Origin of the sequence: Duncaniella sp. (assembly GCF_029056165.1) — a bacterium.
Taxonomy (GTDB): Bacteria; Bacteroidota; Bacteroidia; order Bacteroidales; family Muribaculaceae; genus Duncaniella.
This window is the reverse complement of record NZ_JAIDBW010000037.1, coordinates 66,496-89,984: the sequence shown is the minus strand read 5'-3', so window position 1 is coordinate 89,984 and position 23,489 is coordinate 66,496. Positions and strand designations below refer to the sequence as shown.

Sequence of the window (23,489 nt, the reverse complement as noted above, 5' to 3'; positions counted from 1 at the left end):
AACGTATATTCGAAAAATTAGGAGTCGCCAACATCACGGAAGCTATAATTTACGCCACTAATTACAAGATAATTTAGGTTCAGCCAAGCCGCGAAGCGGCGGTGCAATCATAGCCCAGCCACGACCGAGCGGAGGCAAGGCAAAAATAGACCGAAGGGATATTTTTGTCGGCCGACAGCGAGGGAGGTGCTGGGTAAAAAGAACCCATACAGCCTCGGCGTCGAAGACGTCGGCCAAACAACATGTCCTGCATTAGCCTATAATAAAAATGTTAGTTTCGGCCCCACAATCATTCCCGCCATGAACAATAAAAAAATGAATACAATAGATTGCCGGTATTGCGGAGATATATCTAGATATATCTATGAGATAACTGATTATTGATCCTTTGGCCGACGTCTTCGACGCCGATATTGGTTGACATTGTTAACCCAGCACCTCCCTCGCTGCGGCAGGGCAAGAAATTTCCCTACGGTCTATTTCTTTACCTGTCTCCGCTCGGTCGTGGCTGGGCTATGATTGCACCGCCGCTTCGCGGCTTGGCTGATTGTCCTTAAACCGATTGATTTTTATAACGTCGTTTCGCGGATCGCAAATACCAACCGCAATCCATCTCGGCGGGAAATTCCAATCCGCATTAAGCCATCATCTTACCGCTACTTTCACCGTTGTGCTGCCTACCCTGACTATATAAAGTCCTGCCGGGAGCTCGATGCGGCGCGAATCGCCTGAATAAACGCGGACACCTGTGAGCGAATAGATCTCCGCATCATGATCCGTACCCTCAATCACTATCGTCTCACCACCGCTGACTCTCACCGTCCCGTCAACCACGACATCGCCAATGGCCGAATCGCCGGGATCGCCCGCCGTGAAACAGATATCGCGCCCATCCTCACGGATCTCTGTCAGAGGATGGCCGGGATCGATACCGCCCCACGATTTGAAGGCCGGAGAGGTCGAGGCCGTAAACTCCGTCACACCCGCCGCTCCGGGGAAAGGATCGTTGACACTGGCATAGTAGTCACTCCGCCTGACTGCCTCCACAAGATCCACGCGCTGATGCGAGCGGAGATTGTTGACGGTGTTGTTGAACCACACCTCGCCATCGTAGTCGATATGCCAGACGAGCATTCCTTTACCCGTAAGGTAGCTGTCCCATCCCTCGTGCTGACGGTTTTCGAGGAGGAAAAACTCATTTTCCACCTCGGTCTGCACGATATATGCCACATTTTTCTCCGAAAGAGGAGCAAGCCTATAATGTCCCGCAGAGTCGATCACTGTCGGGTCGAGCCAACCGAGCGACATGCGCTCGAACGATGAATAGAGCGGCGGAGTGCGCGAATCGTTGAGATAACAGCCCACGTCAAGAACGCTCCACGTATCGGGGGTGACGGGAAGGGCCGAACCCGTGGAATAGAGATCCGGCAGGCCAAGCACATGGGAAAATTCGTGGCAGAATGTACCGATACCGTCAGGATAGCCCGCGCGCTCAAGCTCGTTGGAGCAGGCATAGTGACCGAGCAGCAGTCCGTCATAATAATTATCCCTCGTCACCTCCGGCCGGCCTCCGTAATATAGATCGGACTCGTAGCCCGACTGCACGTCGAACGAGTGAGGCCAGACGCAGTCCGCATCCGATGCAATCCCGCTCGACTCACCGTTACCGGCATAGATCACATAGACATTGTCGATGTTTCCGTCGCCGTCGCAATCATAGGGGCTGAAATCAAAGCCCTCAGCCGCAAGCACATCACAGGCATGGACAGGGAGCTGATAAGCCTTGGCATCGTCAAAGGGACGGTTGGACCCGTAATATTTCTGAGGCTGGGGAAGCCTGACAGGCCCGCATACATCAAACTGCGGCACAAACACCCCGCAGGAAGAGGCCACGAAATAGTCACGCGCCGATCCCGTGGCATTATATTCGCCGAAACCCTCCTTGGTGAGCATATCGGTGAAATACTGCCGCGCATCAGGAATCGTGAAAGCCACGTCGCTGAACTCAGCAAGTATCACGAGACTACGCGGCGATCCGGTGGTAGGGTAAGCTGTAGTGCGCATAGTTTCAGACGCACGTGAAGAAGCGCGACGCCCGACCGGAAGTCTGCGCGAGGCGGCCTCACGCATAGCTCCCACCACAACAGCCTCACCGCCGTTGGTTTTAAGGAAAGCCTTGACCTCATCCGTGCGAAAAGCAGCATCGACCGCAGTCAAGCCTGAGCTGACCATCTTACCGTCTCTATCGCTCACCGCAAAGCATAGGGTCGATCCGTCGAGCACGAGAGGATAACCGTCGTCCGTCACGAAATAGTGAAAATGTTCGTCCCCTACCGCGCGATATGTGACTTTAGAGCCGTCGGAGAGGATAGCGGTATGCCTGAAAGGGCGCGCCGGAGCCGCAACGAGATCGATAACCGTCAGAAGCACCAGTGCCGTGAGAGTGAGTATGCGTGACATTTGCATTAATATGATATTAATAAGAAAGATCAATATATTTAATAAGAGTGATCGATAATATAATGTAAAGTTACGACTTTTCAACGTGAAAATAAAATCCCGACCCGATTTCCACCTATACTCCATATTTCACCCTCTATACTCAGTCTCCTATACTCTACACTTCCACCTCTCTACTTCAATAAAGTGTAGAAACTACACTCTATTTGCCTGATTTTCACCATACTTGCCCAATCTTACACCGTATTCTCTATCAATCAACCGTTTAAGTCACCGTTAACCTTGAAATTCGGCAAGTTAGCATTTGCAAACAAATGTTAATTAGTAACTTTTTTTTGAAATATCCTCTTTATTTTGAAAATAATAGCTAATTTAGCACACTAAATCCTAAAAACCTATCCCCTCTCGCTGCATAAGGTGGCTGCGGCCCCTGCTGAAAAGTGCAGTGAGCATTTTTTCACCTTAAATAACTGATATGGAACCGCGTGACATTTCAATGCCCTCCGATGCATTGGATCAAACCTTGAACGAAGGCGCCGCTCAGGCAGCTGATTCTACAACCAACCAGACACCTGTAACCGAACCGGAAGCCGCCCCCGCTCCCGCTGAATCCACACCGGCAGAGTCCGAGGCATCCGCTGCCGCCAAACCTCAGGAACCCGCCACTAAGGAGGAGATACTCGCCTCTCTGAAAGTAATCTCAGAGAAAGAACCGGCCGAGATCACCAATGAGGAAGTGTCGCGCCTCAAACAGCAGTTCTACGCTATCCGCAACGAGGAGCAGCGCGCCGAGCGCGAAGCCTTCATCGAAGCCGGAAATGCCCCCGAAGCCTTCGAACCTGCAGCCGACGAGACTGAGGAAGCTTTCAAGGCCCTCCTCGCCACCGTCAAGGAAAAGAAAGCCGAGCAGCGCGCGGCAATCGAGGCCGAACAGCAGAAGAACTACGAACGCAAGAAAGAAATCATAGCCCAGATCATCGAGATGGGCAGTGATGTAGATAATGCAAACCGCTTCTTCCAGCAGGTGCGCGATCTCCAGAACGATTTCAAGGAGATCGGCGAAGTTCCCGCCCCCGTAGCCGCCGACCTCTGGAAAAGCTATCAGGAAGCTGTCGAGAAATTCTATGACCAGCTCAAGATTAATAAGGAACTCCGCGACTACGATTTCAAGAAAAACCTTTCAGAGAAGGAACTCATCGTGGCCGAGGCCGAGAAACTCCGCGCCGAAGAGGACGTGATCGCTGCTTTCCGCCGTCTTCAGGAGCTCCACGAGCAGTGGCGTGCCATCGGTCCCGTACCCAAGGAGGTACGCGAGGAGATCTGGGGTCGCTTCAAGGACATCTCGGCCGATGTCAACAAGCGTTATCAAGCATTCTTCGAGGAGCGCAAGGCCCGCGAACGTGAAAACGAGCTTGCAAAGGAAGCCCTCTGCGAACGCATCGAAGCATACGAGTTCGACAAACTTTCGACCTACGCCGCTTGGGACGAGATGACAAAGCTCATCATCGCCGCTCAGGAGGAATGGAAGAAGATCGGCTATGCATCGCGCAAGTCAAACAACGCGCTCTTTGCCCGCTTCCGCGAGACCTGCGACAAGTTCTTCGCAGCCAAGGCAGAGTTCTTCCGCGACATGAAGGACACTCTTTCGCGCAACCTTGAAAAGAAAATAGCACTCTGCGAACGTGCCGAAGCCCTGAAGGACAGCACCGAATGGCGCAAGACTGCCGACGAGCTCGCCGCGCTTCAGAAAGAGTGGAAGACTATCGGCGCAGTGGCCAAGAAGCACTCCGATCAGGTGTGGCGTCGTTTCCTCGCCGCCTGTGACTACTTCTTCGAACAGAAGAAAAAGAACAATTCAGGCACTCGCCGCACAGAGCGTGCGAACCTCGAACAGAAAAACGAGATCATCGACAAGCTCAAAGCCCTCGATCTCTCGGCAATGAACCGCGAAGAGGCCATCAAGGCCGTCAAGGATCTGCAGGCCGAATGGCAGAGCGTAGGCCACGTGCCCTTCAGCGAGAAGGACCGCATCTATGAGGCTTACCGCGCCGTCTGCAACGAGCTCTACCAGCGTCTCGACATCTCGCAGCGCGGATCGCGCATGGCCTCGTTCGAGAACACCATCAAGGAGATCGGTAATGACGAAAACCGCCTCTACCGCGAGCGCGAACGCCTCATGCGCGCACTGGAGCAACGCCGCAACGAGCTCCAGACTTACGAGAACAACATGGGCTTCCTCTCCGCTAAGTCGAAAAACGCCGGATCGATGCTCCGCGACATGGAACGCCGCGTACAGCGTCTGAAGGACGATATCGCCGATCTCGAAAAGAAAATCACCGTCATAGACGGTAAGCTCTAAGAGGGTTTCAACACTCGTTATGAAACACCCTCTAAGCCATCAACGGCTCAACTAAGATAAAAAATATCATTTTGCAGGGGACGCGCTTTGCCGCGTCCCCCTGTAATATCCGCTCTCCTCTGAGCGACGACCGCATTTTTTCTGGAGTGAATTTACAATATTTAATGTTTTTCACCGATTATATAATAGCGGACTCAACCTTACCTCAACCCTCCTCGGCTTTTGATAATGGGTAAAACTAACAGACATGGACGGTACTTCCACCGCGCGCTCACGCTTGTTGACTTTCTGATCCTCAACGGGGTCTTTTTTGTCGTGAGTGTGCTCAACCCTGACGTTCCCGAAATCCACACCCGTCTTATCTGGCTGCTGCTCAACTTGGCCTACATTCCCGTGGCGCGCCATATAGGCCGCATCCACAAAGTCCGTGCCATGCTCATGGAGCGCATATCCCTGTCGGCCATCCGCGCGGTCGGTTTCCATGCGCTTGCCTTCATCTTCCTGCTTTACCTCCTCAAACTCGACTCTATCCCGTGGAAGGTATTCGTTGAATTTTACGGTGGAGTTATGGTCATGCTCGTGATCTGGTGGGTAGGCTCACACTGTCTGCTTAAAATCTATCGCAGGAATGGACGCAGCTATTCGCGCATAGTCATCGTCGGGTGCAACAGCAGCGCGGAGAATCTCTTTGCCGAGATGGAATCCGACATGGGTTTCGGCTACCGCTGTCAGGGCTTCTTTGACATCTACTGCCCTCCCGACTTCCGCCACCGTGACCTCTATGCAGGCAATCTCACCGAACTTGAAGACTTTGCCGTGGCCAACGATACGGATGAGATATTCTACGCGCTTTCGGGTGAACACCGTGAGGCCGTTCAGCTCATCCTCGGAATCTGCGAGAAACACATGATAAAGTTTCACTACGTCCCGCAGATCACCCCCTACCTCACGCGCAAATTCCGCCTCGACTCCATCGGCCAGATGCCCGTGATCGAGGTGCGCAACAATCCTCTCGAACGCACGGCCAACCGTGTGCTCAAACGCTCGTTCGACATAGTTTTCTCCGGGACTTTCCTGCTTTTCTCCCCTCTGCTCTTCATACCCCTCGCCATAGCCATCAAGATCAGTTCGCCCGGCCCCGTATTCTTCAAGCAGACGCGAACGGGCTACATGGGACGCGACTTCCTCTGCTGGAAATTCCGCACCATGAAGGTCAACGCTCAGGCCGACACCTTGCAGGCCACCAAGGATGATCCTCGCAAGACACGCCTCGGCGACTTCATGCGCCGCACGAGTCTCGACGAGCTCCCGCAGTTCATCAACGTGTTCAAAGGCGACATGTCCATCGTCGGCCCGCGCCCCCACATGCTCAAACACACCGAGGATTACCGCCGACTCATCAACCAGTACATGGTCCGCCACCTCATCAAGCCCGGTATAACCGGATGGGCGCAGGTGCGCGGCTACCGGGGTCAGACCGAGGAACTCTGGCAGATGGAACGCCGCGTGGAGCATGATATATGGTACATTGAAAACTGGTCGTTTCTCCTCGACATCAAGATTATCTTCCGCACGGTGCTCAACGCTTTCCACGGCGAGGACCGCGCCTACTGACACTCGAAATGCCCGATATTACCGACATACATCAGCGGGCTCATGCCCTCCTACGCCGTTTCTACGGCTACAGTTCCTTCCGCCCGCTTCAACTCGACATAATCACGACAGCCGTCACCGGACGCGACAGCGTGGTGCTCATGCCCACCGGCGGTGGCAAGTCCCTCTGCTATCAGATTCCCGCCCTGCTTGCCGAAGGCGGCGTCACCATAGTGGTCTCGCCCCTCATCGCGCTCATGAAGGATCAGGTCACCGCCCTCACGGCCAACGGCATCCCGGCTGCGGCCGTCAATTCAATGCAGACCGATGCCGAGAACCACAGCATACTCCAGCAGCTCTTCACAGGCCACATAAAGATCCTCTACATCTCACCCGAACGCCTGCTCATGGAGATGGACCGCTGGTCGCGCGACCTGCCCATCAATCTTTTCGCTATCGACGAGGCTCACTGCATCTCGCAGTGGGGCCATGATTTCCGCCCTGACTACACGCGCCTCTCGCGCATCAAGGAGCTGTATCCATCAGTCCCCGTAATGGCTCTCACGGCCACTGCCGATCGTCTGACGCGCGACGACATAGCCCGGCAGCTCGCCCTCCGTGATCCTGCCTTGTTCCTCGGTTCGTTCGACCGCCCCAACATCTCGCTCAAGGTCATGAACAACCCCGGCAAGAAAGCGCGTCTCCGCTACATCTCCACCCTCATCGAGCGTTACCGCCATGACTCCGGCATCATCTACTGCATCAGCCGCAAGGCAGCCGAGTCGATGAACGAGGATCTGCTGGCCCTCGGCTATCGCTCGGTGGTCTATCATGCCGGTCTCCCCGTCGAGGAACGCAACCGCGCGCAGGACCGTTTCATCAACGGTGAAGTGCAGGTGGTCTGCGCCACGGTGGCATTCGGAATGGGTATCGACAAGAGCAATATCCGCTGGGTGGTCCACAACAATATGCCGCGCAACATCGAGAGCTACTATCAGGAGATCGGGCGTGCCGGACGCGACGGCGTGAAGGCCGAAGCCCTGATGTTCTATTCCTACTCCGACATCATCACTCTCCAGAGCTTCGTCGATGAGAGCGGTCAGCAGGCCATCAACTCCGAGAAGCTCAAGCGTATGCAGGAGTATGCCGAGTCGTCGCTCTGCCGTCGCCGCATCCTCCTCAGCTACTTCAACGAGACCATGGACCATGACTGCGGTAACTGCGACGTCTGTCTCAATCCGCCCGAACGCATGGACGGCACCGTCATTGCCCTCAAAGCAATGAGCGCAATCATCAGGGTCAACGGTGCGGTGGGCTTCTCGATGCTCATCGATATTCTCCGAGGAGCTTCGCGCCACGACCTCATCGAGCGAGGCTATCATCTCATAAAGACCTACGGTGCGGGACGCGACCTCAGTTTCCGCGAATGGAACTCATACCTCTCGCAGCTCATCCAGCTCGGCCTCATCGACATAGCCTACAATGAAGGCAACCATCTTAAGGTGACCGACTACGGTGCGACAGTGCTCCGCGACCGCACACCCGTCACCCTCGCACGCTACAAGGAGCCCGAACGCAGTGGATCGGCCTCGCGTAAGCACAAGGAGGCCATCGTCGAGCCTGAACTGAAACCGGCGGAGCGTCTGCTGGCCGAACTCAAGGAAGTGCGTCTCAAACTCGCCCGCAAGGAACAAGTCCCCCCTTACATCGTTTTTTCCGACAAAGTCCTTCTCGAAATGGTACGCATAGAGCCTACCGACATGGAATTGTTCTCCAAAGTCGAGGGAGTCGGCGAAAAAAAGACCATCCGCTACTGGAAACCCTTCGTCACGGCCATCCGCAAGTTCAAGGGGATAGCACAACCTCTCGGCAACGGTCTGTCCCACGAGGAAACCCTCCTCCTGCTCAACGCCGGTTACGACGTCGCAGCCATCGCAGAGACCAAAGGCATAAAACCCCGCACGGTCTATAGCCACATCGTCTCCCTCATCCGCTCCGACAAACTTACGGACTTCTCAGCCGTCATCACACGCGAGCAATACATGCGCGTCATGACCCTCGCACGCGAGAATCCTGAAGGAATGTGGGACATCCTGAACAACGAGATGCCCGACGGACTCCCCTCTGTGGCACTCGCCATAAGTGACTTCCTCCTCCGCCAGAAACAGAAATAATCCTTGATCCAGTAGGGTCGCATTGAAATGCCACCCTACGCAAACACAAAACTCAATAACAGATGACAGATGACAGCATGAGATGGGAGACGCTTAGCACAGAGTATCTCCATCGTCGCCCGTGGCTCACCGCACGCCGCGACGTGGTGCGCCTACCCGATGGACGGATCTATGATGAATATTACGTCCTTGAATATCCCACGTGGATCAACGTCATAGCCCTCACCCCCGATGGCCGCTATGTCATGGTCAAGCAATACCGCCACGGTCTCGGAATCGTATCCACCGAGCTCTGCGCCGGTGTAGCCGAGGAAGGCGAAACCCCGCTTGAAGCAGCCAAACGCGAACTCCTTGAAGAAACCGGCTTCGGTGGCGGAGAGTGGGAACTCAACACCGTCCTTTCAGCCAATCCGAGCAGTCAGAACAATCTCAGTTACAGCTTCATCGCCCGTGGTGTGGAGCGCATAGCCGAGCAGCATCTCGATGCCACCGAGGACATTATCGTCGAGATCCTCACCGAGGACGAAGTCTGGGATCTCCTCATCAACGACCGCATGAAACAGTCCCTCATGGCCGCCCCGCTCTGGAAATTCTTCGCCCTCAACGGCAAGATCCGCCCTGACCCTCTGATCCATCCCTGCCAACGTCGCCGGCGTAAACCACCCCTATGCAGACGGAACTAAAACAGCGATGCCGAAACGGAAATAAAACAGTCCTGTAGGGACGCGGCGTGCCGCGTATGCCAAACGAAATAGTTACAGCCCATGTTTCAGGCGCATGTATCCTATTCGGCATACGCGGCACGCCGCATCCGTATAATATTGATATATAGCTAAATATCTCTATATCATAAGCATACGGATAGGTATAAACAAAAAATTGATTGTCTCCCGACAATCAATCTTAGTTAACCTTAAATCTAATACCATGAAAAACACGTCACAAAGGTAAGGACTTTCGCAATTCCATGCAAATAATTACGCAACATTTTGCTTGTTTTTAACATATTTTTCAGCATTAAGGTCATTTTTCAACAAAAGCTCCTCGTTTTTCATCAATTTCAAACCATTTCCGTAGCAAATTGCCATTCTTTGGTTCACGTGATGCCATACTCCCGCTGACATCTTCATTTTTATCAGTCCGAACTGCGGGAGTAATCCGGCTCAAATAACACAAAATAGGAAAAATACAGATTTTTTTGTATCTTTGCCATAGAAAAACAATCACTTATGAGCGAGGATACCTTTTCAACCGATGCCATGGAGGAGAACGACGGTCTTGAGCCGGAAGCAAACTCTACGGCACGGTCCGACAATTTCGACCCGAAAATCATCGTAGATACCACCAATGACTCCATCCGCCACCAGTTACGCGGCATGTATCAGAGCTGGTTTCTCGACTATGCGAGCTACGTCATCCTTGAGCGCGCCGTCCCCAATATCGAGGATGGTCTCAAACCTGTGCAGCGACGCATACTCCACTCCATGAAGCTCCTCGACGACGGACGCTTCAACAAAGTGGCCAACATCGTCGGCAATACCATGCAGTTTCACCCTCACGGCGATGCCTCCATCTACGAGGCACTCGTGCAGCTCGGCCAGAAGGAACTCCTCGTTGAGACACAAGGTAACTGGGGCAACACCCTCACGGGCGCAGGAGCGGCCGCCGGACGTTACATCGAAGCGCGCCTCTCGCAGTTCGCACTTGACGTGGTCTATAATCCCAAGGTAACCGAGTGGACCCTCAGCTACGATGGCCGTAAGAAAGAGCCGGTAACGCTGCCCGTGAAATTCCCCCTTCTCCTCTCCAAGGGAGCTGAGGGCATAGCGGTCGGCCTCTCGTCAAAGATCCTCCCACATAACTTCAACGAGATCATCGACGCAGCTATCTCCTATCTCCGGGGTGAGGAATTTGTGCTCTACCCCGACTTCTTCACCGGAGGCTCCATCGATGTCTCGCGCTACAACGACGGCGAGCGTGGCGGAGTGGTCAAGATCCGTGCCAAGATCGAGAAGATCGACAACAAGACCCTCGCCATCACCGAGATCCCCTACGGAAAGACTACCGCGACACTCATCGAATCGATCATAAAGGCGCAGGAGGCCGGAAAGATCAAGATCCGTTCCGTGGTCGATAATACCGCCCAGACAGCCAACGTGATTGTCTATCTCCTCCCCGGCACGTCGAGCGACAAGACTATCGATGCACTCTATGCCTTCACTGACTGTGAGGTATCCGTCTCGCCCAATTGCTGTGTGATCTCCGACAACAAACCCCACTTCATAGGCGTGAGCGACGTGCTTCGCCACAACGTCGATCGCACTCGCGACATCCTCGGCGCAGAGCTGCGCATTCAGCTCGACGAGGTGCGCGAACAGCTCCACTTCGCTTCGCTCGAACGCATCTTCATCGAGGAGCGCATCTACAAGGACAAGGGCTACGAGGAAAGCGAGAACCGCCAGCAGGCCATCGACCACATCCGCGGCCGTCTTGAAAAATTCAAGGATCAGTTCATACGCGAAATCACGGACGAGGATATCATACGCCTCTTCGAGATCAAGATGGGACGCATCCTGAAGTTCAACGCTGCCAAGTGTGAGGAGCAGATCGCTGCTTTCCATGAGCGCATAGCCGACCTCAACTCCAAGCTCGATAACCTCACGGCCTACACCATCGACTGGTACGCGAACCTCAAGCGCAAATACGGCGAAGCCTACCCGCGCATGACCGTCATCCGCAACTTCGACAATATTCAGGCTGCATCAGTGGCCGAGGCCAACGAGAAGCTCTACATCAACCGCGAGGAGGGCTTCATCGGCACATCGCTCAAAAAGGACGAATACCTCTGCAACTGCTCGTCGATCGACGATATCATCATCTTCTACAAGGATGGCCGCTACAAGGTGGTCAAGGTGCAGGAGAAGATGTTTGTCGGCAAGGGCATAATTCATGTCGATGTTTTCAAACGCAACGACAAGCGCACCGTCTATAACGTCATCTATCAGAACGGCAAGGGTGGCACATATTACATGAAACGCTTCTTTGTCACCGGTATCACCCGCGACAAGGAGTATAACCTCACCCCCGGCGAGCCCGGAAGCAAGGTCTGCTGGTTCACCGTCAATCACAACGGCGAGGCCGAAGTGGTCAAAGTCACCCTCAAACCAAAACTTCGCCTCAAGACCCTCCAGTTCGATGTCGATTTTTCCGAACTCGCCATCAAGGGTCGCAGCGCGATGGGCAACATAGTCACCCGCAACGAAGTCCACCGCTTCTCGCTCAAGGCCGCCGGACGCTCCACTCTCGGCGGACGCGACGTGTGGTTCGATCCCGATGTCATGCGCCTCAACTATGACGGCCGTGGCGACTATCTCGGAGAATTCAACAGCGGCGACCTTGTGCTTGTCATACAGAAAAACGGCGAATACTACACCTCGACTTTCGACGCATCCAACCACTACCCCGACAATATACTCCGCATCGAAAAATTCGAGCCACACAAAGTCTGGACCGCCATACTCAACGATGCGGATCAGAAATTCCCCTATATAAAACGATTCACCTTCGAACCGTCGGCCAAGACCCAGCGTTTTCTTGGTGACAACGAGAAATCCGAACTGCTCCTGCTCAGCGACGAGCCGGGTCTGCGCATAGAGGTGACCTTTGCCGGGGCTGACTCCTTCCGTCCACCGATGGAAGTAGTGGCCAAGGATTTCATAGCTGTCAAATCCTTCAAAGCAAAAGGCAAACGTCTGACCACCTTCGCCATCGACACCATCAAGGAACTCGAACCCGTAAGTGCCGAGGATGCCGACGAAGATGATAGTTCTGACGATCTCGCCAATCCGTCATCCGAAACGGCCGACCTGTCTGACTCCCCTGACATGGCCGATGGCACTGACGACGCCTCCGTAATCGAGCCGGAGCGAAGCGACGACGAGATCCGCGACGAGCTCACCGGCCAGCAGCGTCTGTTCTGAAACCGCTCCTCAATCTCTCCCGGCAACCCTACATCCAAATGAAGAAAATGTATGTAAGTTTTGAGTCATAATGGAATCGTTTTTTGAACTTCTAAGAAACAATCCCGTGATCCCGCTCTTCTTCACCATCGGAGCAGGATTCTGGCTGGGACACCTCAAATTCAAATCATTCTCACTGGGAGCTGTGGCCGCCACGCTTCTCGTCGGGGTATGTGTCGGACAGCTCGACATCCAGATCCCCACCATAGTGAAGAATATTTTCTTCATGCTCTTCCTATTCTCTATCGGCTACAACGTAGGCCCGGTGTTTTTCCGCTCATTCAAAGGCGAGGGCCTCAAGCAGCTCGGATTCGCACTCGTAGCCGCACTTGTGTGTGCGGGAACAGTCCTGCTTGCAGCCAAGATCATGGGCTACAGCAACGGTGTGGCCGGAGGTCTGTTTGCCGGATCGCAGACTGCATCCGCCTCCCTCGGCGTGATGAGCGAGACCCTGCGCTCACTTGAGATGTCCGATCAGACGCGCGAATCCACCATAGCCATGATAACCGCCTGCTATGCTGTCACGTATATCTTCGGAACAATCGGAACGGCATGGTATCTGTCCAACGTCGGACCGTGGCTGCTCGGAGGGCTCTCGAAAGTCCTTTGCGAGACAGCGGCAATCGAAGCCGAACTTGACGACGGTGTCTATGAACCCGCCGACGGGTATATCAACGCACGCCGCCCGGTGTCATTCAGAGCATTCAAGGCCGATGGAAAATATTTCGAACAACCCCACACGGTAGCCGAGATCGAAAAGTTTTTCGAAAACGCCGGACTGCGCGTGTTCGTCGAGCGTCTCAGGATAGCCGGTGAAATCTGCGAACCGGCAGATGATCTCACAGTCAGCCGTGGCGACACCATCGTCTTCAGCGCACGCCGTGAGGTCATGGTCAGTGATGTCAGCCCCTTGGGCACTGAGGTGGTTGATCCCGAACTCCTCAACTTCGGAGCGGAGCAACTCGATGTGACCATCTCGAAATGCGGTTCGGACGGAATGACTTTCGGCGAACTCCGTCAGCAACCCTACATGAGAGGCGTGATTGTAGGTTCGATCAAACGCACAGGTATGAACCTACCCGGTAAAAACCGTCTCCGCCTTATGCGCGGCGACGTGCTGACACTAGTTGGTCTCCACGACAATGTTGCGGCCGCTGCAGAAAAGATCGGTTACGCTGACCGCGAACGCACCGAAACTGACATGGTGCTTCTCGGCTTCGGAATCGCCCTCGGCTGTCTGTTGGGCGTACTTTCAATAAAGATCCACGGTGTCCCCCTCTCACTCAGTTCGAGCGGCGGTGCACTGATCGGTGGCCTGCTGCTGGGATGGCTGCGCGAGCGTCGTCCTACATTCGGACGTATCCCCTCACCCGTCGTATGGATTCTCGACAACTTAGGTCTTAACATGTTCATCGCCGTCGTCGGAATTAATGCCGGAACCACCTTCCTCGCCGGACTGCATCAAGCCGGCTTCGGACTCTTCTTCATCGGCATAGCCTGCACGATCGTGGCGTTGACGCTCAACATCTTCATCGGTCGCAAGATATTCCGTTTCTCCTCTCCGGAGACCTTGGGATGCGTGGCCGGCGCACGTTGCGGCATCGCCTCGATAGGTGCCATTCAGGAAACGCTCCAGAGCAACGTCCCCATGATCGGCTATACGGTCACATACGCCGCCGCCAACATCATCCTCGTATTCTCCAGTCTGATAGTGCTCTTCCTTGCGTGAGCCGACCTCATCCATCAGCAACCCTCACTCTCTGCTACGTGCTTATAAACCGATCCACACACATGATAACCCGTATTTTCATTCCCTTGCTTACGGTGCTCCTGTCAGTCTTACCGGCGGGGGCTGCCGACAGCGACAACGACAGCCGGCTGCTTGCCGACCAGCCTATCCGCCCTGTCTTTGCGGCCTATAGTGTCGAATACGGGTCTGGCCGCCTGACCGATACCTACCTGACTCCGATAAAATACGCCGGTTGGCACGTCGGTCTTGACTATCAACGATATCAGGCCATGCGCTTCGCCCCGGAAGAATGGACGATGCGGCTGCACTTCAACCTCGGTCTCGACAAGACTGACAATCCCGCTGGCAATGCCACTATGTGGGATCTCATGCTGACGGCCGACTGGGGCATGATGCGCAAGTTCCGGACCTTCACGCCAGACCTTACCCTTGCCATCGGTGGATCGACCGGGATCGAAGCTGGCTGTCTATACAACGCCCGCAACAGCAACAATCCCGCCTCGGCTAAAGCAGCATGGACGGTCAATCTCACTGGTTTCGCATCGTGGCGCACAAAACTCTGGCGGCTTCCCGTAACACTCACCTATCAGCCCACGCTCCCCGTCACAGGCGTCTTTTTCGCTCCAGACTACGGTGAGCTGTACTACGAAATCTATCTCGGTGATCACAAAGGTCTCGCACATGCCGCTTGGTGGGGCAACTATTTCAAGCTTGACAATCAGCTCTCCGCCGACCTCCACTTCGGTGACACCAATCTGCGCGTAGGCTATCACGGCTCAATCTTCTCATCGAAAGTCAACGATGTCGTGACCCATATCTTCAACCACTCTTTCACTCTCGGTGTGAGTGGCGAGTGGATCTCGGTAAACCCGCGCAAGAGTCTGTCTGACAAAGCCCGCATGATCAACGCTCTCTACTAATCCAATAAATAATCCGACCATGATCCGCTTACGCAACATCATAGTGCTTGCCGCAGGAGTTCTCCTCACACTGACGACCACGTCATGCCATGAGGTACGGGAATTTGCTGACAATCCGCGAGGCAATTTCGAGGCTCTCTGGACCATTATCGACGAGCATTACTGCTTCCTTGACCAGAAAGGAATTGACTGGGATGCCGTGCATGACACCTATTCACGCCGTATCGGTCCGGAAATGACTTCCGAGGAACTGTTTTTGGTCTGCGCCGATATGCTCGACGAGCTGAAGGACGGTCATGTCAACCTATCATCGTCGTTCAACACCTCCTATTACCGCAAATGGTGGAGCGACTACCCGCAGAACTTCTCGGCACGCCTCATCGAGCAGTCATATTTCAACTTCAATTACCGCCAGAGCTCCGGTATGCTTTTCGGCATCCTGTCGGAGAACATCGGCTATATCCAGTACTCATCCTTCTCCAACCCTATCGGAGAGGGCAACCTTGACAACGTGCTTTTCTTCCTGAAAAATACTCAGGGACTTATCATTGACGTGCGCGACAACGGCGGCGGAGATCTTACGAATGTCCGGACACTCGTCAGTCGCTTTATCGACGGGCCTACCGTAGTGGGCTATATCTCCCACAAGACCGGTCCGGGGCACTCAGACTTTTCCGAGCCTTACGAAATCAAATATAATCCCGCCGAGACTTGGCGCATCCACTGGGGTAAACCGGTCATCGTTCTTGCCAATCGCTCGACCTTCTCCGCAGCCAACAATTTCGTGTCCATCATGAAGCTTCTCCCCGGTGTGCGTGTGGTCGGTGCAACCACCGGAGGCGGATCGGGTATGCCCTTCTCCTCCGAACTCCCCTGCGGATGGTCCGTCCGTTTCTCCGCCTGCTCGATGCTCGACGCTGAAGGTCACAGTACCGAATATGGCGTAGAACCGACCGAAGGCTGCGCCATCGACATGGACCCCGCCGCAGCCCTCTCCGGCCACGACACCATCCTCGACTTCGCAATCACCCTGCTCCAGAATCAATAATTACGGATCGCTGTAGCTCCTTAACTATGACAACCGGTCGGAAAAGTTTAGTTTAAAATAAACTTTTATGAAATTCCGCTTGTTGATTCAGCATAAATACATTATCTTTGCAGAGTTACAATCCCTCCTTCATCCCTACGTAAATGGAAGATTTCCACCTCTGCCCGATCGATGACATCAACAACCCGAAGTATGATTTTTATCTGCTCTATAAGAACGGAAGGAATTTCTATGAAGAGTTCGCGCAGTCACTAAGACAGCAATCCGAATTAGATGAGCTGGATTCAATCATGGCTCTGATGGACAAAGTGGATAACAATAATCTACCGAAATCGAAATACCGGCATATCTCCGGAGGGAAATATGACAGAAAAGACGTGTGGGAATTCAAATCAAAACATCTGAGGATCTACACACTCAAAGTCCCGCCTGACTACTATATAGTTCTCGGTGGTTACAAGAAAGGACAAGAGAAGGACATAGCCAAGATATTCAAACATTTCAACAACATCCCCGACGAAATTCCGATCAGGGACAATGACGAAGATGACAATGAAGCTCAACAAGAATAGAAATAAATATGATTCACCGGCCTATTGGACCCAGCTCATCCAATTGTCGCTCCAAGACAACATCAGACGCTATCTTGAAGAGAATGATATGACACGTGCCGAATTTGCCACACGGCTCGGAGTGTCAAAAGGCTACGTCTCGCAGATACTCAACGGTGATTTTGACCATAAGCTGTCAAAGCTAACCCAATTGGCACTCGCATGCGAGATGGTGCCACGTATTGAATTCGTACCCAAACGATACAGCAGACAGGTGGCTCTCGAAAGTTATATCCGTCCTACAGACTGGAGATATTGCAATACATACACAAGAAATTTTGCTTTAAAGACCCGTCATTCACAAAACGCGAAGTTCACTGAAATTTCCGGTTTTAAACCTATCCGGTGCTCAGCCACGATAATCGGAAACGAAAATAACTGGGTAACTGATTCCAAATCTTTAATAACCTCTAATAAGATTGCCTGATGATACGATTCAATATGTCCAAGATCGCAATAAATCAATTTGCTATCTTAAACGACAACTGTCAGGGAAAAGAGATAACCCTATCCACAGAACTGAAATTTCAGTATTCCGAAGAGACACGTCAGATTTCTTGTGAGGTAGGTTACCGCTTCTCCACTGAAGAGGAACTATTTCTCATTCTTAAATCACAGTGCGATTTCGTGATCCACCCTGACGACTGGATAAAATTTGAGAGAGTGGATGGAATCGCTATCCCCAAATCAGTCATGGAGCTACTGGCAGTCCACACAATCGGAACATCACGCGGTATTTTATTCTGCAAAACAGAAGGCACTCCATTTGCTAATCTGATGATCCCACCTATCAACGTAGCCGGAATGATGAAGGATGAGGAGGAGATCGTATCAGGCCGGCAATAACTGTTTACAACAAAATCTGTAAAATTACTACTCTCAGAAGCCACTGATAGCACTCAAATAGCACGATCCTTTCATTCTATCATTCCAATCCTTTTAGGAAGATTTATGAAATGACCGGCCGGTCATTTCGGCTTATTTGCGTATATTTGCATTAGAAATGGTTCTCTTTCCAACCTATAAACCATTCATTATAAAATATGCAGCAATTCGTTCATCTTCACGTACATAGTCAGTATTCCCTCCTTGACGGGCAGGCTTCGGTGACGGGGCTTGTCGATAAGGCGATGGATCTCTGTATGCCCGGCTTCGCCCTGACCGATCATGGCAACATGTTCGGTATCAAGGAGTATTTCAACTATGTCAATAAGGTCAAGGGTAAATACAAAGGCAAGCTTGCCGACCTCAAAAAGAAAATCGAGGAAGCTCCCGAAGGGGAAGCCGACAAAGTGGCAGCCGAGCTTGCGCCGGAGATAGCGAAAATAGAGAAGAAACTCGCTTTCAAACCCATATTCGGCTGCGAGATGTATGTGGCCAAAGGCTCTCTCTCAGACCGCTCGGACAAAACGGACAAGGGCCGTCACCTCGTCGTGATAGCCAAAAACCTGAAAGGCTACAAGAACCTCATCAAAATCGTATCCCAAAGCCATACCGAAGGCTTTTACCACCATCCTCGAACTGACAAAACAACCCTCGCCGCCCACCGTGAGGGACTGATCGTCTGTTCGGCCTGTCTCGGTGGCGAGATCCCCCGTCTGATAGCCGAAGGCAACCTCGCGGAAGCCGAAAAGCAGGTGCTGTGGTTCAAGGAAACCTTCGGCGATGACTATTATATTGAGTTACAACGTCATAAAACCAACGCTCCCGGCGGCAACCGCGAGACATACGTCGAACAGGAGAAAGTTAATCCCGTCCTCATAGATCTCGCCCGCAAACATGGCATAAAGATCGTGGCCACCAACGACTCCCATTTCATCAACGCCGAGGATGCCGAGGCTCATGACCGCCTGATCTGCATATCGACCAACAACTATGTGGCCGATCCTGACCGTATGCGCTACACCAAACAGGAGTGGTTCAAGTCACAGGACGAGATGGCAGCGATCTTCCCCGACCTGCCTGAAGCTCTTGAAAATACGCTTGAGATCCTCGACAAGACGGAAGTCTATTCAATTGACCATCCACCGATCATGCCCTTCTTCGAAATCCCTGCCGATTTCGGAACGGAGGAGGAATACCGCAGCCGCATCACCGAGCAGGAATTGTTTGACGAGTTCACACGCGACGAGAACGGCAACGTGGTCCTCTCGCCTGAAGCCGCCCAGAAAAAGATCGATAAACTCGGCGGTTACGACAAGCTCTACCGCATAAAATTCGAGGCCGACTACCTGTCGAAACTCGCTTACGAGGGTGCGGAACGCCGCTACGGCTCTCCTCTCACAGCCGAACTGGAAGAGCGCATACGCTTCGAGCTTTATATCATGAAGACGATGGGTTTCCCCGGCTACTTCCTCATCGTGCAGGACTTCATCAACGTGGCACGCCACAAACTTGGCGTGAGCGTCGGACCGGGCCGTGGATCAGCCGCAGGTAGTGTGGTTGCTTACTGTTTGGGTATCACGCAGGTAGATCCTATCAAATACGACCTCCTTTTCGAACGTTTCCTCAACCCCGACCGTATATCACTCCCTGATATCGATGTGGATTTCGACGATGACGGACGAGCCGACGTGCTCCACTACGTGACGGAGAAGTATGGCGAGGACAACGTGGCCCATATCATCACCTTCGGTACGATGGCGGCCAAATCGGCCATCAAGGATGTGGCGCGCGTGGAGCAGCTACCGCTTGCCGAGAGCAACCGTATTGCCAACCTTGTCCCTAAGCGAATGCCTGACGGACCTGACGGCAAAACGCTTAAAACCAATCTGAAGAACTGCTACCAATATGTCCCGGAGTTCGCAACCGAACTAAGCTCCAACAACTACCTCATACGCGAGACCCTCGAATATGCCCGCCGTCTCGAAGGCAATGTCCGCAACACGGGTGTTCATGCCTGCGGTGTGATCATCTGCCGTGACCCGATCTCCGACTGGGTCCCGGTGGCCACAGCCGTGGATAAGAGCGTCGATTCCAAGGAGAACGACAAGATGATCGTGACGCAATACGAAGGCTCGATCATCGAGGATACCGGTCTAATCAAGATGGACTTCCTCGGACTCAAGACACTCTCGATCATCAAGGAAGCGATCTCCAACATAAAGCAGACCTGCGGAATCGATGTTGATATCGACAATATCGACATCAACGATCCGAAAACCTACGAACTTTACAGTCAGGGCAACACGGTCGGTACGTTCCAGTTCGAGTCCGCCGGTATGCAGAAGTATCTCCGCGAACTCCAGCCCTCCACCTTCGAGGACCTCATAGCCATGAATGCCCTCTACCGTCCGGGGCCTATGGACTATATCCCCGACTTCATTGCCCGCAAGCATGGCCGCAGCCCCATCACCTACGATATTCCTATCATGGAGAAATATCTGAAGGACACGTATGGTGTGACGGTCTATCAGGAGCAGGTCATGCTCCTGTCACGTCTGCTCGCCAACTTTACCAGAGGCCAGAGCGACACACTGCGTAAGGCGATGGGTAAGAAGCTTATCGACAAGATGAACGAGCTCAAAGGGCTCTTCCTGAAAGGCGGACAGGCCAACGGCCATGACCCGAAGGTGCTCGAAAAGATCTGGGCCGACTGGGAGAAATTCGCCTCCTACGCGTTCAACAAGTCACACGCCACGTGCTACTCATGGGTGGCCTTCCAGACGGCTTGGCTCAAAGCTAATTATCCGTCGGAATATATGGCCGCCGTGCTCACGCGCAACCGCTCGGACATCAACAAGCTCACAGGCTTCATGGACGAATGCAAGCGCATGAAGATCTCCGTGCTCGGTCCGGATATCAACGAAAGTTTTGTGGAGTTCGGTGTCAATACCCACGGCGACATCCGCTTCGGACTCGCAGCCATCAAGGGCGTAGGCGAGAACGTGGTCAAGGCCATAATCAACGAGCGCAAGGAGAGAGGTCCGTTTGAGTCGATCTATGACTTCGTGGAGCGTGTACCCTCGTCGGCAGTTAACCGCCGAGTTTTTGAAAACCTTGTCTATGCAGGTGCATTTGACAGTTTCGAGGGCGTCAAACGCGAGGATTTCTTCTATGAGAATCCACGTGGCGAAGTCTTTACCGAGACTCTTGTCCGCTACGGTCAGGCGTTCCAGAACGACAAGCACAACGCTGCCATGTCGCTTTTCGGCGACGACGTAGATATGACTACAGCAGGCCGTCCGCCGATGGTTCCACAGAAAGAATGGGCGGCAGCCGTGAAACTCGAACGTGAGCGCGAGCTCGTCGGGATGTATCTCTCCGCACATCCGCTCGATCCCTACTACATGGAACTGACCTATGGCACATGTACAATAAAGGGCTACAACGAGGCCGAGCCGATCGAGGGAACGGAACTGATGTTCGGAGGCATGGTGGTGGATTTCACCAGCCGTCCGGCACGCAACGGCGGCCAGTTCGGCATCCTGAAAATCGAGGACTACACCGGAAGCGCGGAATTCATGCTCTTTGAGCAGAACTACATCAATTTCCACAATTACGGTGTCCCCGGTACGCCCATCCTCATCCGCGGACGCTTCGAGAAGCGTTTTCCGTCATCGCCCGTGCGCTTCAACATCCTCAGCATGACGCTGCTCAGCGATGTCAAAGGGAAGCTCATCAACTCAATAACGATCGACCTCCCATCTGACAAGGTGACCCAGCATATCAAGGAACTGATCGAGGAGGAGATCAAGCGTGATCCCGCAGCACAAGGCGAGCTGACCTTCCGTATCTTCGATCCGTCGATCAACCGCTCGCTCCATCTGCGCTCCAACCGCCGCATTCCTATCTCGCGAAAACTCGTCGATACGCTCTCCGAAGAGGATATTCATTTCAGTATCAATGACTAACCATATCCAAACATGATCTCCTTCATGTCAGAAAAGCAGTACATACAATTAATATTCAGCGTTTCTGACAATTCAGACGAGACAATTTATTTGGTTTAACTTGATTTCGAGTATCCCTTCGCAACAAAAAATTCATGCATCATGAGAAAATTATTTCTAACTCTTATATCCATTATCACTCTTTCCTCACACTGCTCCGCGTTCAGCTACCGGGTAGAAGGACAGGTCTCAGATCCTGCGTTCGAAGGTTGTCAGATCTCCCTTTATGACAACTTCGGCGGAGGCTCCGTTGCTTCCGATACTATCCGCGACGGTCGATTCATACTTCAAGGCCAGAGCGATGTCAGCTTCGCCGGAAGCCTACTGGGCTATTCCAAAGAGACTAAGAAAATCAGTTGTGCCCTCATCGTCGAGGACGGGACATCGACAGTGGATATTGATAATGCCCGGCAGATTTCCGGCGGACCTCTTTTCGGTAAATCACAGGAATTTACAGAAAAACTCTCCAATGCCACCCCTGATGAAGTTCCCGGACTGCTCCGTGAGGTGATCGTGAGCAATCCTGACAATGCCTTTGGTGAAATGGCCTTGGCCAATTACACAGAGTTCTGTTCGCCTGATGAATGGAGCGAGGTCTATGCGCTCGTGGCCCCGCATGTGCGCGAACGTGAGAGATTCAAGATATCCGATCAGGATTTCAACCGTATGCGCTCCACATGGATCGGCCAACCGTTTGTCGATATCTCCGGCAAGACACCCGGAGGTGAGGACGTCAGACTCTCGGACTATGTCGGAAAAGGGAAATATGTACTCGTGGATTTCTGGGCAAGCTGGTGTGGAGGATGCATCAAGATGGCCACAAATACATTGAAACCGCTCTACCAGAATCTCAAGGCCGACGGCCGTTTCGAAATAATCGGCGTGGCCGTGAGTGACAGACCACAAAGCTCAATCAAAGCCATAGAGCAACATGCCTACCCTTGGCCTCAGATCATTGACTGTGGCGATACACCCATGACCGACTATGGATTCCGCGTCCTCCCGATGCTTATTCTTTTCGGACCGGACGGTAAGGTTGTCGCACGGTCAGGAAATCCTTTAAATACTATTACACAAATTAATAGGATTCTTAATAAATAGTATCGGTTTATTTTAGAGGTTCTTTCGGGAAATTTGCGTAATTTTGTACCAACAAAAAAATAACTCAGCATAACAACCTTCAAACAAATATCATCATGACATTCACTGACCAGAACGTACACGACATCATCGCCTCCGGCAAACCCGTAGTAATCGACTTTTGGGCAACTTGGTGTGGACCCTGCCAGCGCATGGCACCCGTCGTTGAAGAACTCGCCGAGGAATACAAGGACACTGTAGCTATCGGTAAGTACAACATCGAGGAGGAGAACGATCTCACTACCCAGTTCCGCATCATGTCAATCCCCACCATCCTTTTCTTCAAGAACGGTGAGCAGGTACGCGATCTCCGTCTTGCCGGAGCGCAGCCTAAGGAGACTCTCGAAAAGCAGATCAAGAAGCTTATCGAACTCTAAAAACCGGGCGTTAACAGTCATATCAGATGGTGCAGTCCATAGTTTGGGCTGCACCATCTTTTTTATAAGTAGCCCCACCTTGACCAAACGGATGGATCAGTCGGCCACGTTTTTGTTGAACCGCGAAGCGTGGGGTGTCCGTCCGC

General features: G+C 52.9%; 15 protein-coding genes and 1 pseudogene. 15 read left to right on the top strand and 1 reads right to left on the bottom strand.

Translation table 11 applies throughout. From position 1 onward, the window contains the following. Positions 1 to 645: 645 nt before the first annotated feature. Positions 646 to 2,460: a M6 family metalloprotease domain-containing protein gene (locus K2G41_RS09065; RefSeq protein WP_300117504.1), complete on the bottom strand. Its 1,815-nt coding sequence runs from the start codon at positions 2,458 to 2,460 to the stop codon at positions 646 to 648. Positions 2,461 to 2,935: 475 nt separating this feature from the next. Between K2G41_RS09065 and K2G41_RS09060 the strand changes: the two genes are divergently transcribed. The 15 genes and pseudogenes from K2G41_RS09060 to trxA all read left to right on the top strand — a co-directional run bounded on the left by K2G41_RS09060 (position 2,936) and on the right by trxA (position 23,343). Then, a complete protein-coding gene (locus tag K2G41_RS09060; RefSeq protein WP_300117502.1) occupies positions 2,936 to 4,819 on the top strand; it encodes a DUF349 domain-containing protein in 1,884 nt (627 codons plus the stop codon). 228 nt (positions 4,820 to 5,047) lie between these two features. Then, entirely contained in the window at positions 5,048 to 6,433 is a 1,386-nt protein-coding gene (locus tag K2G41_RS09055) for an undecaprenyl-phosphate glucose phosphotransferase (RefSeq protein WP_300117501.1), read from the top strand. 8 nt (positions 6,434 to 6,441) lie between these two features. Then, positions 6,442 to 8,256 (top strand): annotated as a pseudogene (recQ, locus tag K2G41_RS09050) (DNA helicase RecQ); the annotation flags it as partial. Further along, complete coding sequence (locus K2G41_RS09045; RefSeq protein ID WP_300117583.1) at positions 8,248 to 8,586, top strand: helix-turn-helix domain-containing protein; 339 nt, start codon at positions 8,248 to 8,250, stop codon at positions 8,584 to 8,586. The pseudogene recQ and the gene K2G41_RS09045, both read left to right, overlap by 9 nt. Positions 8,587 to 8,648: 62 nt before the next feature. Then, positions 8,649 to 9,269 carry an NUDIX hydrolase gene (locus K2G41_RS09040; RefSeq protein ID WP_300117499.1) on the top strand — a complete coding sequence of 207 codons (621 nt, stop codon included), beginning with the start codon at positions 8,649 to 8,651 and terminating at the stop codon, positions 9,267 to 9,269. A gap of 546 nt (positions 9,270 to 9,815) precedes the next feature. Further along, positions 9,816 to 12,566 (top strand): DNA gyrase/topoisomerase IV subunit A, encoded by a 2,751-nt coding sequence (locus K2G41_RS09035; RefSeq protein WP_300117497.1) that lies wholly within the window; start codon positions 9,816 to 9,818, stop codon positions 12,564 to 12,566. Positions 12,567 to 12,636: 70 nt separating this feature from the next. Continuing rightward, on the top strand, positions 12,637 to 14,334 hold the full coding sequence (gene aspT / locus K2G41_RS09030; RefSeq protein WP_300117495.1) for an aspartate-alanine antiporter: 1,698 nt from the start codon (positions 12,637 to 12,639) through the stop codon (positions 14,332 to 14,334). Positions 14,335 to 14,396: 62 nt separating this feature from the next. After that, positions 14,397 to 15,275 (top strand): DUF3316 domain-containing protein, encoded by an 879-nt coding sequence (locus K2G41_RS09025; RefSeq protein WP_300117493.1) that lies wholly within the window; start codon positions 14,397 to 14,399, stop codon positions 15,273 to 15,275. A 19-nt stretch (positions 15,276 to 15,294) separates the two neighbouring features. After that, a complete protein-coding gene (locus tag K2G41_RS09020; RefSeq protein WP_300117491.1) occupies positions 15,295 to 16,323 on the top strand; it encodes a S41 family peptidase in 1,029 nt (342 codons plus the stop codon). A gap of 143 nt (positions 16,324 to 16,466) precedes the next feature. Next, positions 16,467 to 16,895 (top strand): hypothetical protein, encoded by a 429-nt coding sequence (locus tag K2G41_RS09015; protein WP_300117489.1) that lies wholly within the window; start codon positions 16,467 to 16,469, stop codon positions 16,893 to 16,895. Further along, positions 16,861 to 17,361 (top strand): helix-turn-helix transcriptional regulator, encoded by a 501-nt coding sequence (locus K2G41_RS09010; RefSeq protein ID WP_300117487.1) that lies wholly within the window; start codon positions 16,861 to 16,863, stop codon positions 17,359 to 17,361. The genes K2G41_RS09015 and K2G41_RS09010 overlap by 35 nt, the downstream gene beginning before the upstream one ends. A 14-nt stretch (positions 17,362 to 17,375) precedes the next feature. After that, positions 17,376 to 17,780: a hypothetical protein gene (locus tag K2G41_RS09005; RefSeq protein ID WP_300117485.1), complete on the top strand. Its 405-nt coding sequence runs from the start codon at positions 17,376 to 17,378 to the stop codon at positions 17,778 to 17,780. A 197-nt stretch (positions 17,781 to 17,977) separates the two neighbouring features. Next, positions 17,978 to 21,787: a DNA polymerase III subunit alpha gene (dnaE, locus tag K2G41_RS09000; protein ID WP_300117482.1), complete on the top strand. Its 3,810-nt coding sequence runs from the start codon at positions 17,978 to 17,980 to the stop codon at positions 21,785 to 21,787. Positions 21,788 to 21,928: 141 nt separating this feature from the next. Continuing rightward, a complete protein-coding gene (locus K2G41_RS08995) occupies positions 21,929 to 22,927 on the top strand; it encodes a TlpA disulfide reductase family protein (protein WP_300117480.1) in 999 nt (332 codons plus the stop codon). A gap of 95 nt (positions 22,928 to 23,022) precedes the next feature. Beyond that, entirely contained in the window at positions 23,023 to 23,343 is a 321-nt protein-coding gene (gene trxA, locus K2G41_RS08990; RefSeq protein WP_300117478.1) for a thioredoxin, read from the top strand. The last annotated feature ends 146 nt before the right edge of the window (positions 23,344 to 23,489 follow it).

Bases quoted from the DNA above. Each gene is read 5' to 3' on its own strand.
- K2G41_RS09065 (WP_300117504.1), bottom strand. From the start codon at position 2,460: ATGTCACGCATACTCACTCTCACGGCACTGGTGCTTCTGACGGTTATC.
- K2G41_RS09060 (WP_300117502.1), top strand. From the start codon at position 2,936: ATGGAACCGCGTGACATTTCAATGCCCTCCGATGCATTGGATCAAACC.
- K2G41_RS09055 (WP_300117501.1), top strand. From the start codon at position 5,048: ATGGGTAAAACTAACAGACATGGACGGTACTTCCACCGCGCGCTCACG.
- K2G41_RS09040 (WP_300117499.1), top strand. From the start codon at position 8,649: ATGACAGATGACAGCATGAGATGGGAGACGCTTAGCACAGAGTATCTC.
- K2G41_RS09035 (WP_300117497.1), top strand. From the start codon at position 9,816: ATGAGCGAGGATACCTTTTCAACCGATGCCATGGAGGAGAACGACGGT.
- aspT (WP_300117495.1), top strand. From the start codon at position 12,637: ATGGAATCGTTTTTTGAACTTCTAAGAAACAATCCCGTGATCCCGCTC.
- K2G41_RS09025 (WP_300117493.1), top strand. From the start codon at position 14,397: ATGATAACCCGTATTTTCATTCCCTTGCTTACGGTGCTCCTGTCAGTC.
- K2G41_RS09020 (WP_300117491.1), top strand. From the start codon at position 15,295: ATGATCCGCTTACGCAACATCATAGTGCTTGCCGCAGGAGTTCTCCTC.
- K2G41_RS09015 (WP_300117489.1), top strand. From the start codon at position 16,467: ATGGAAGATTTCCACCTCTGCCCGATCGATGACATCAACAACCCGAAG.
- K2G41_RS09010 (WP_300117487.1), top strand. From the start codon at position 16,861: ATGACGAAGATGACAATGAAGCTCAACAAGAATAGAAATAAATATGAT.
- K2G41_RS09005 (WP_300117485.1), top strand. From the start codon at position 17,376: ATGTCCAAGATCGCAATAAATCAATTTGCTATCTTAAACGACAACTGT.
- dnaE (WP_300117482.1), top strand. From the start codon at position 17,978: ATGCAGCAATTCGTTCATCTTCACGTACATAGTCAGTATTCCCTCCTT.
- K2G41_RS08995 (WP_300117480.1), top strand. From the start codon at position 21,929: ATGAGAAAATTATTTCTAACTCTTATATCCATTATCACTCTTTCCTCA.
- trxA (WP_300117478.1), top strand. From the start codon at position 23,023: ATGACATTCACTGACCAGAACGTACACGACATCATCGCCTCCGGCAAA.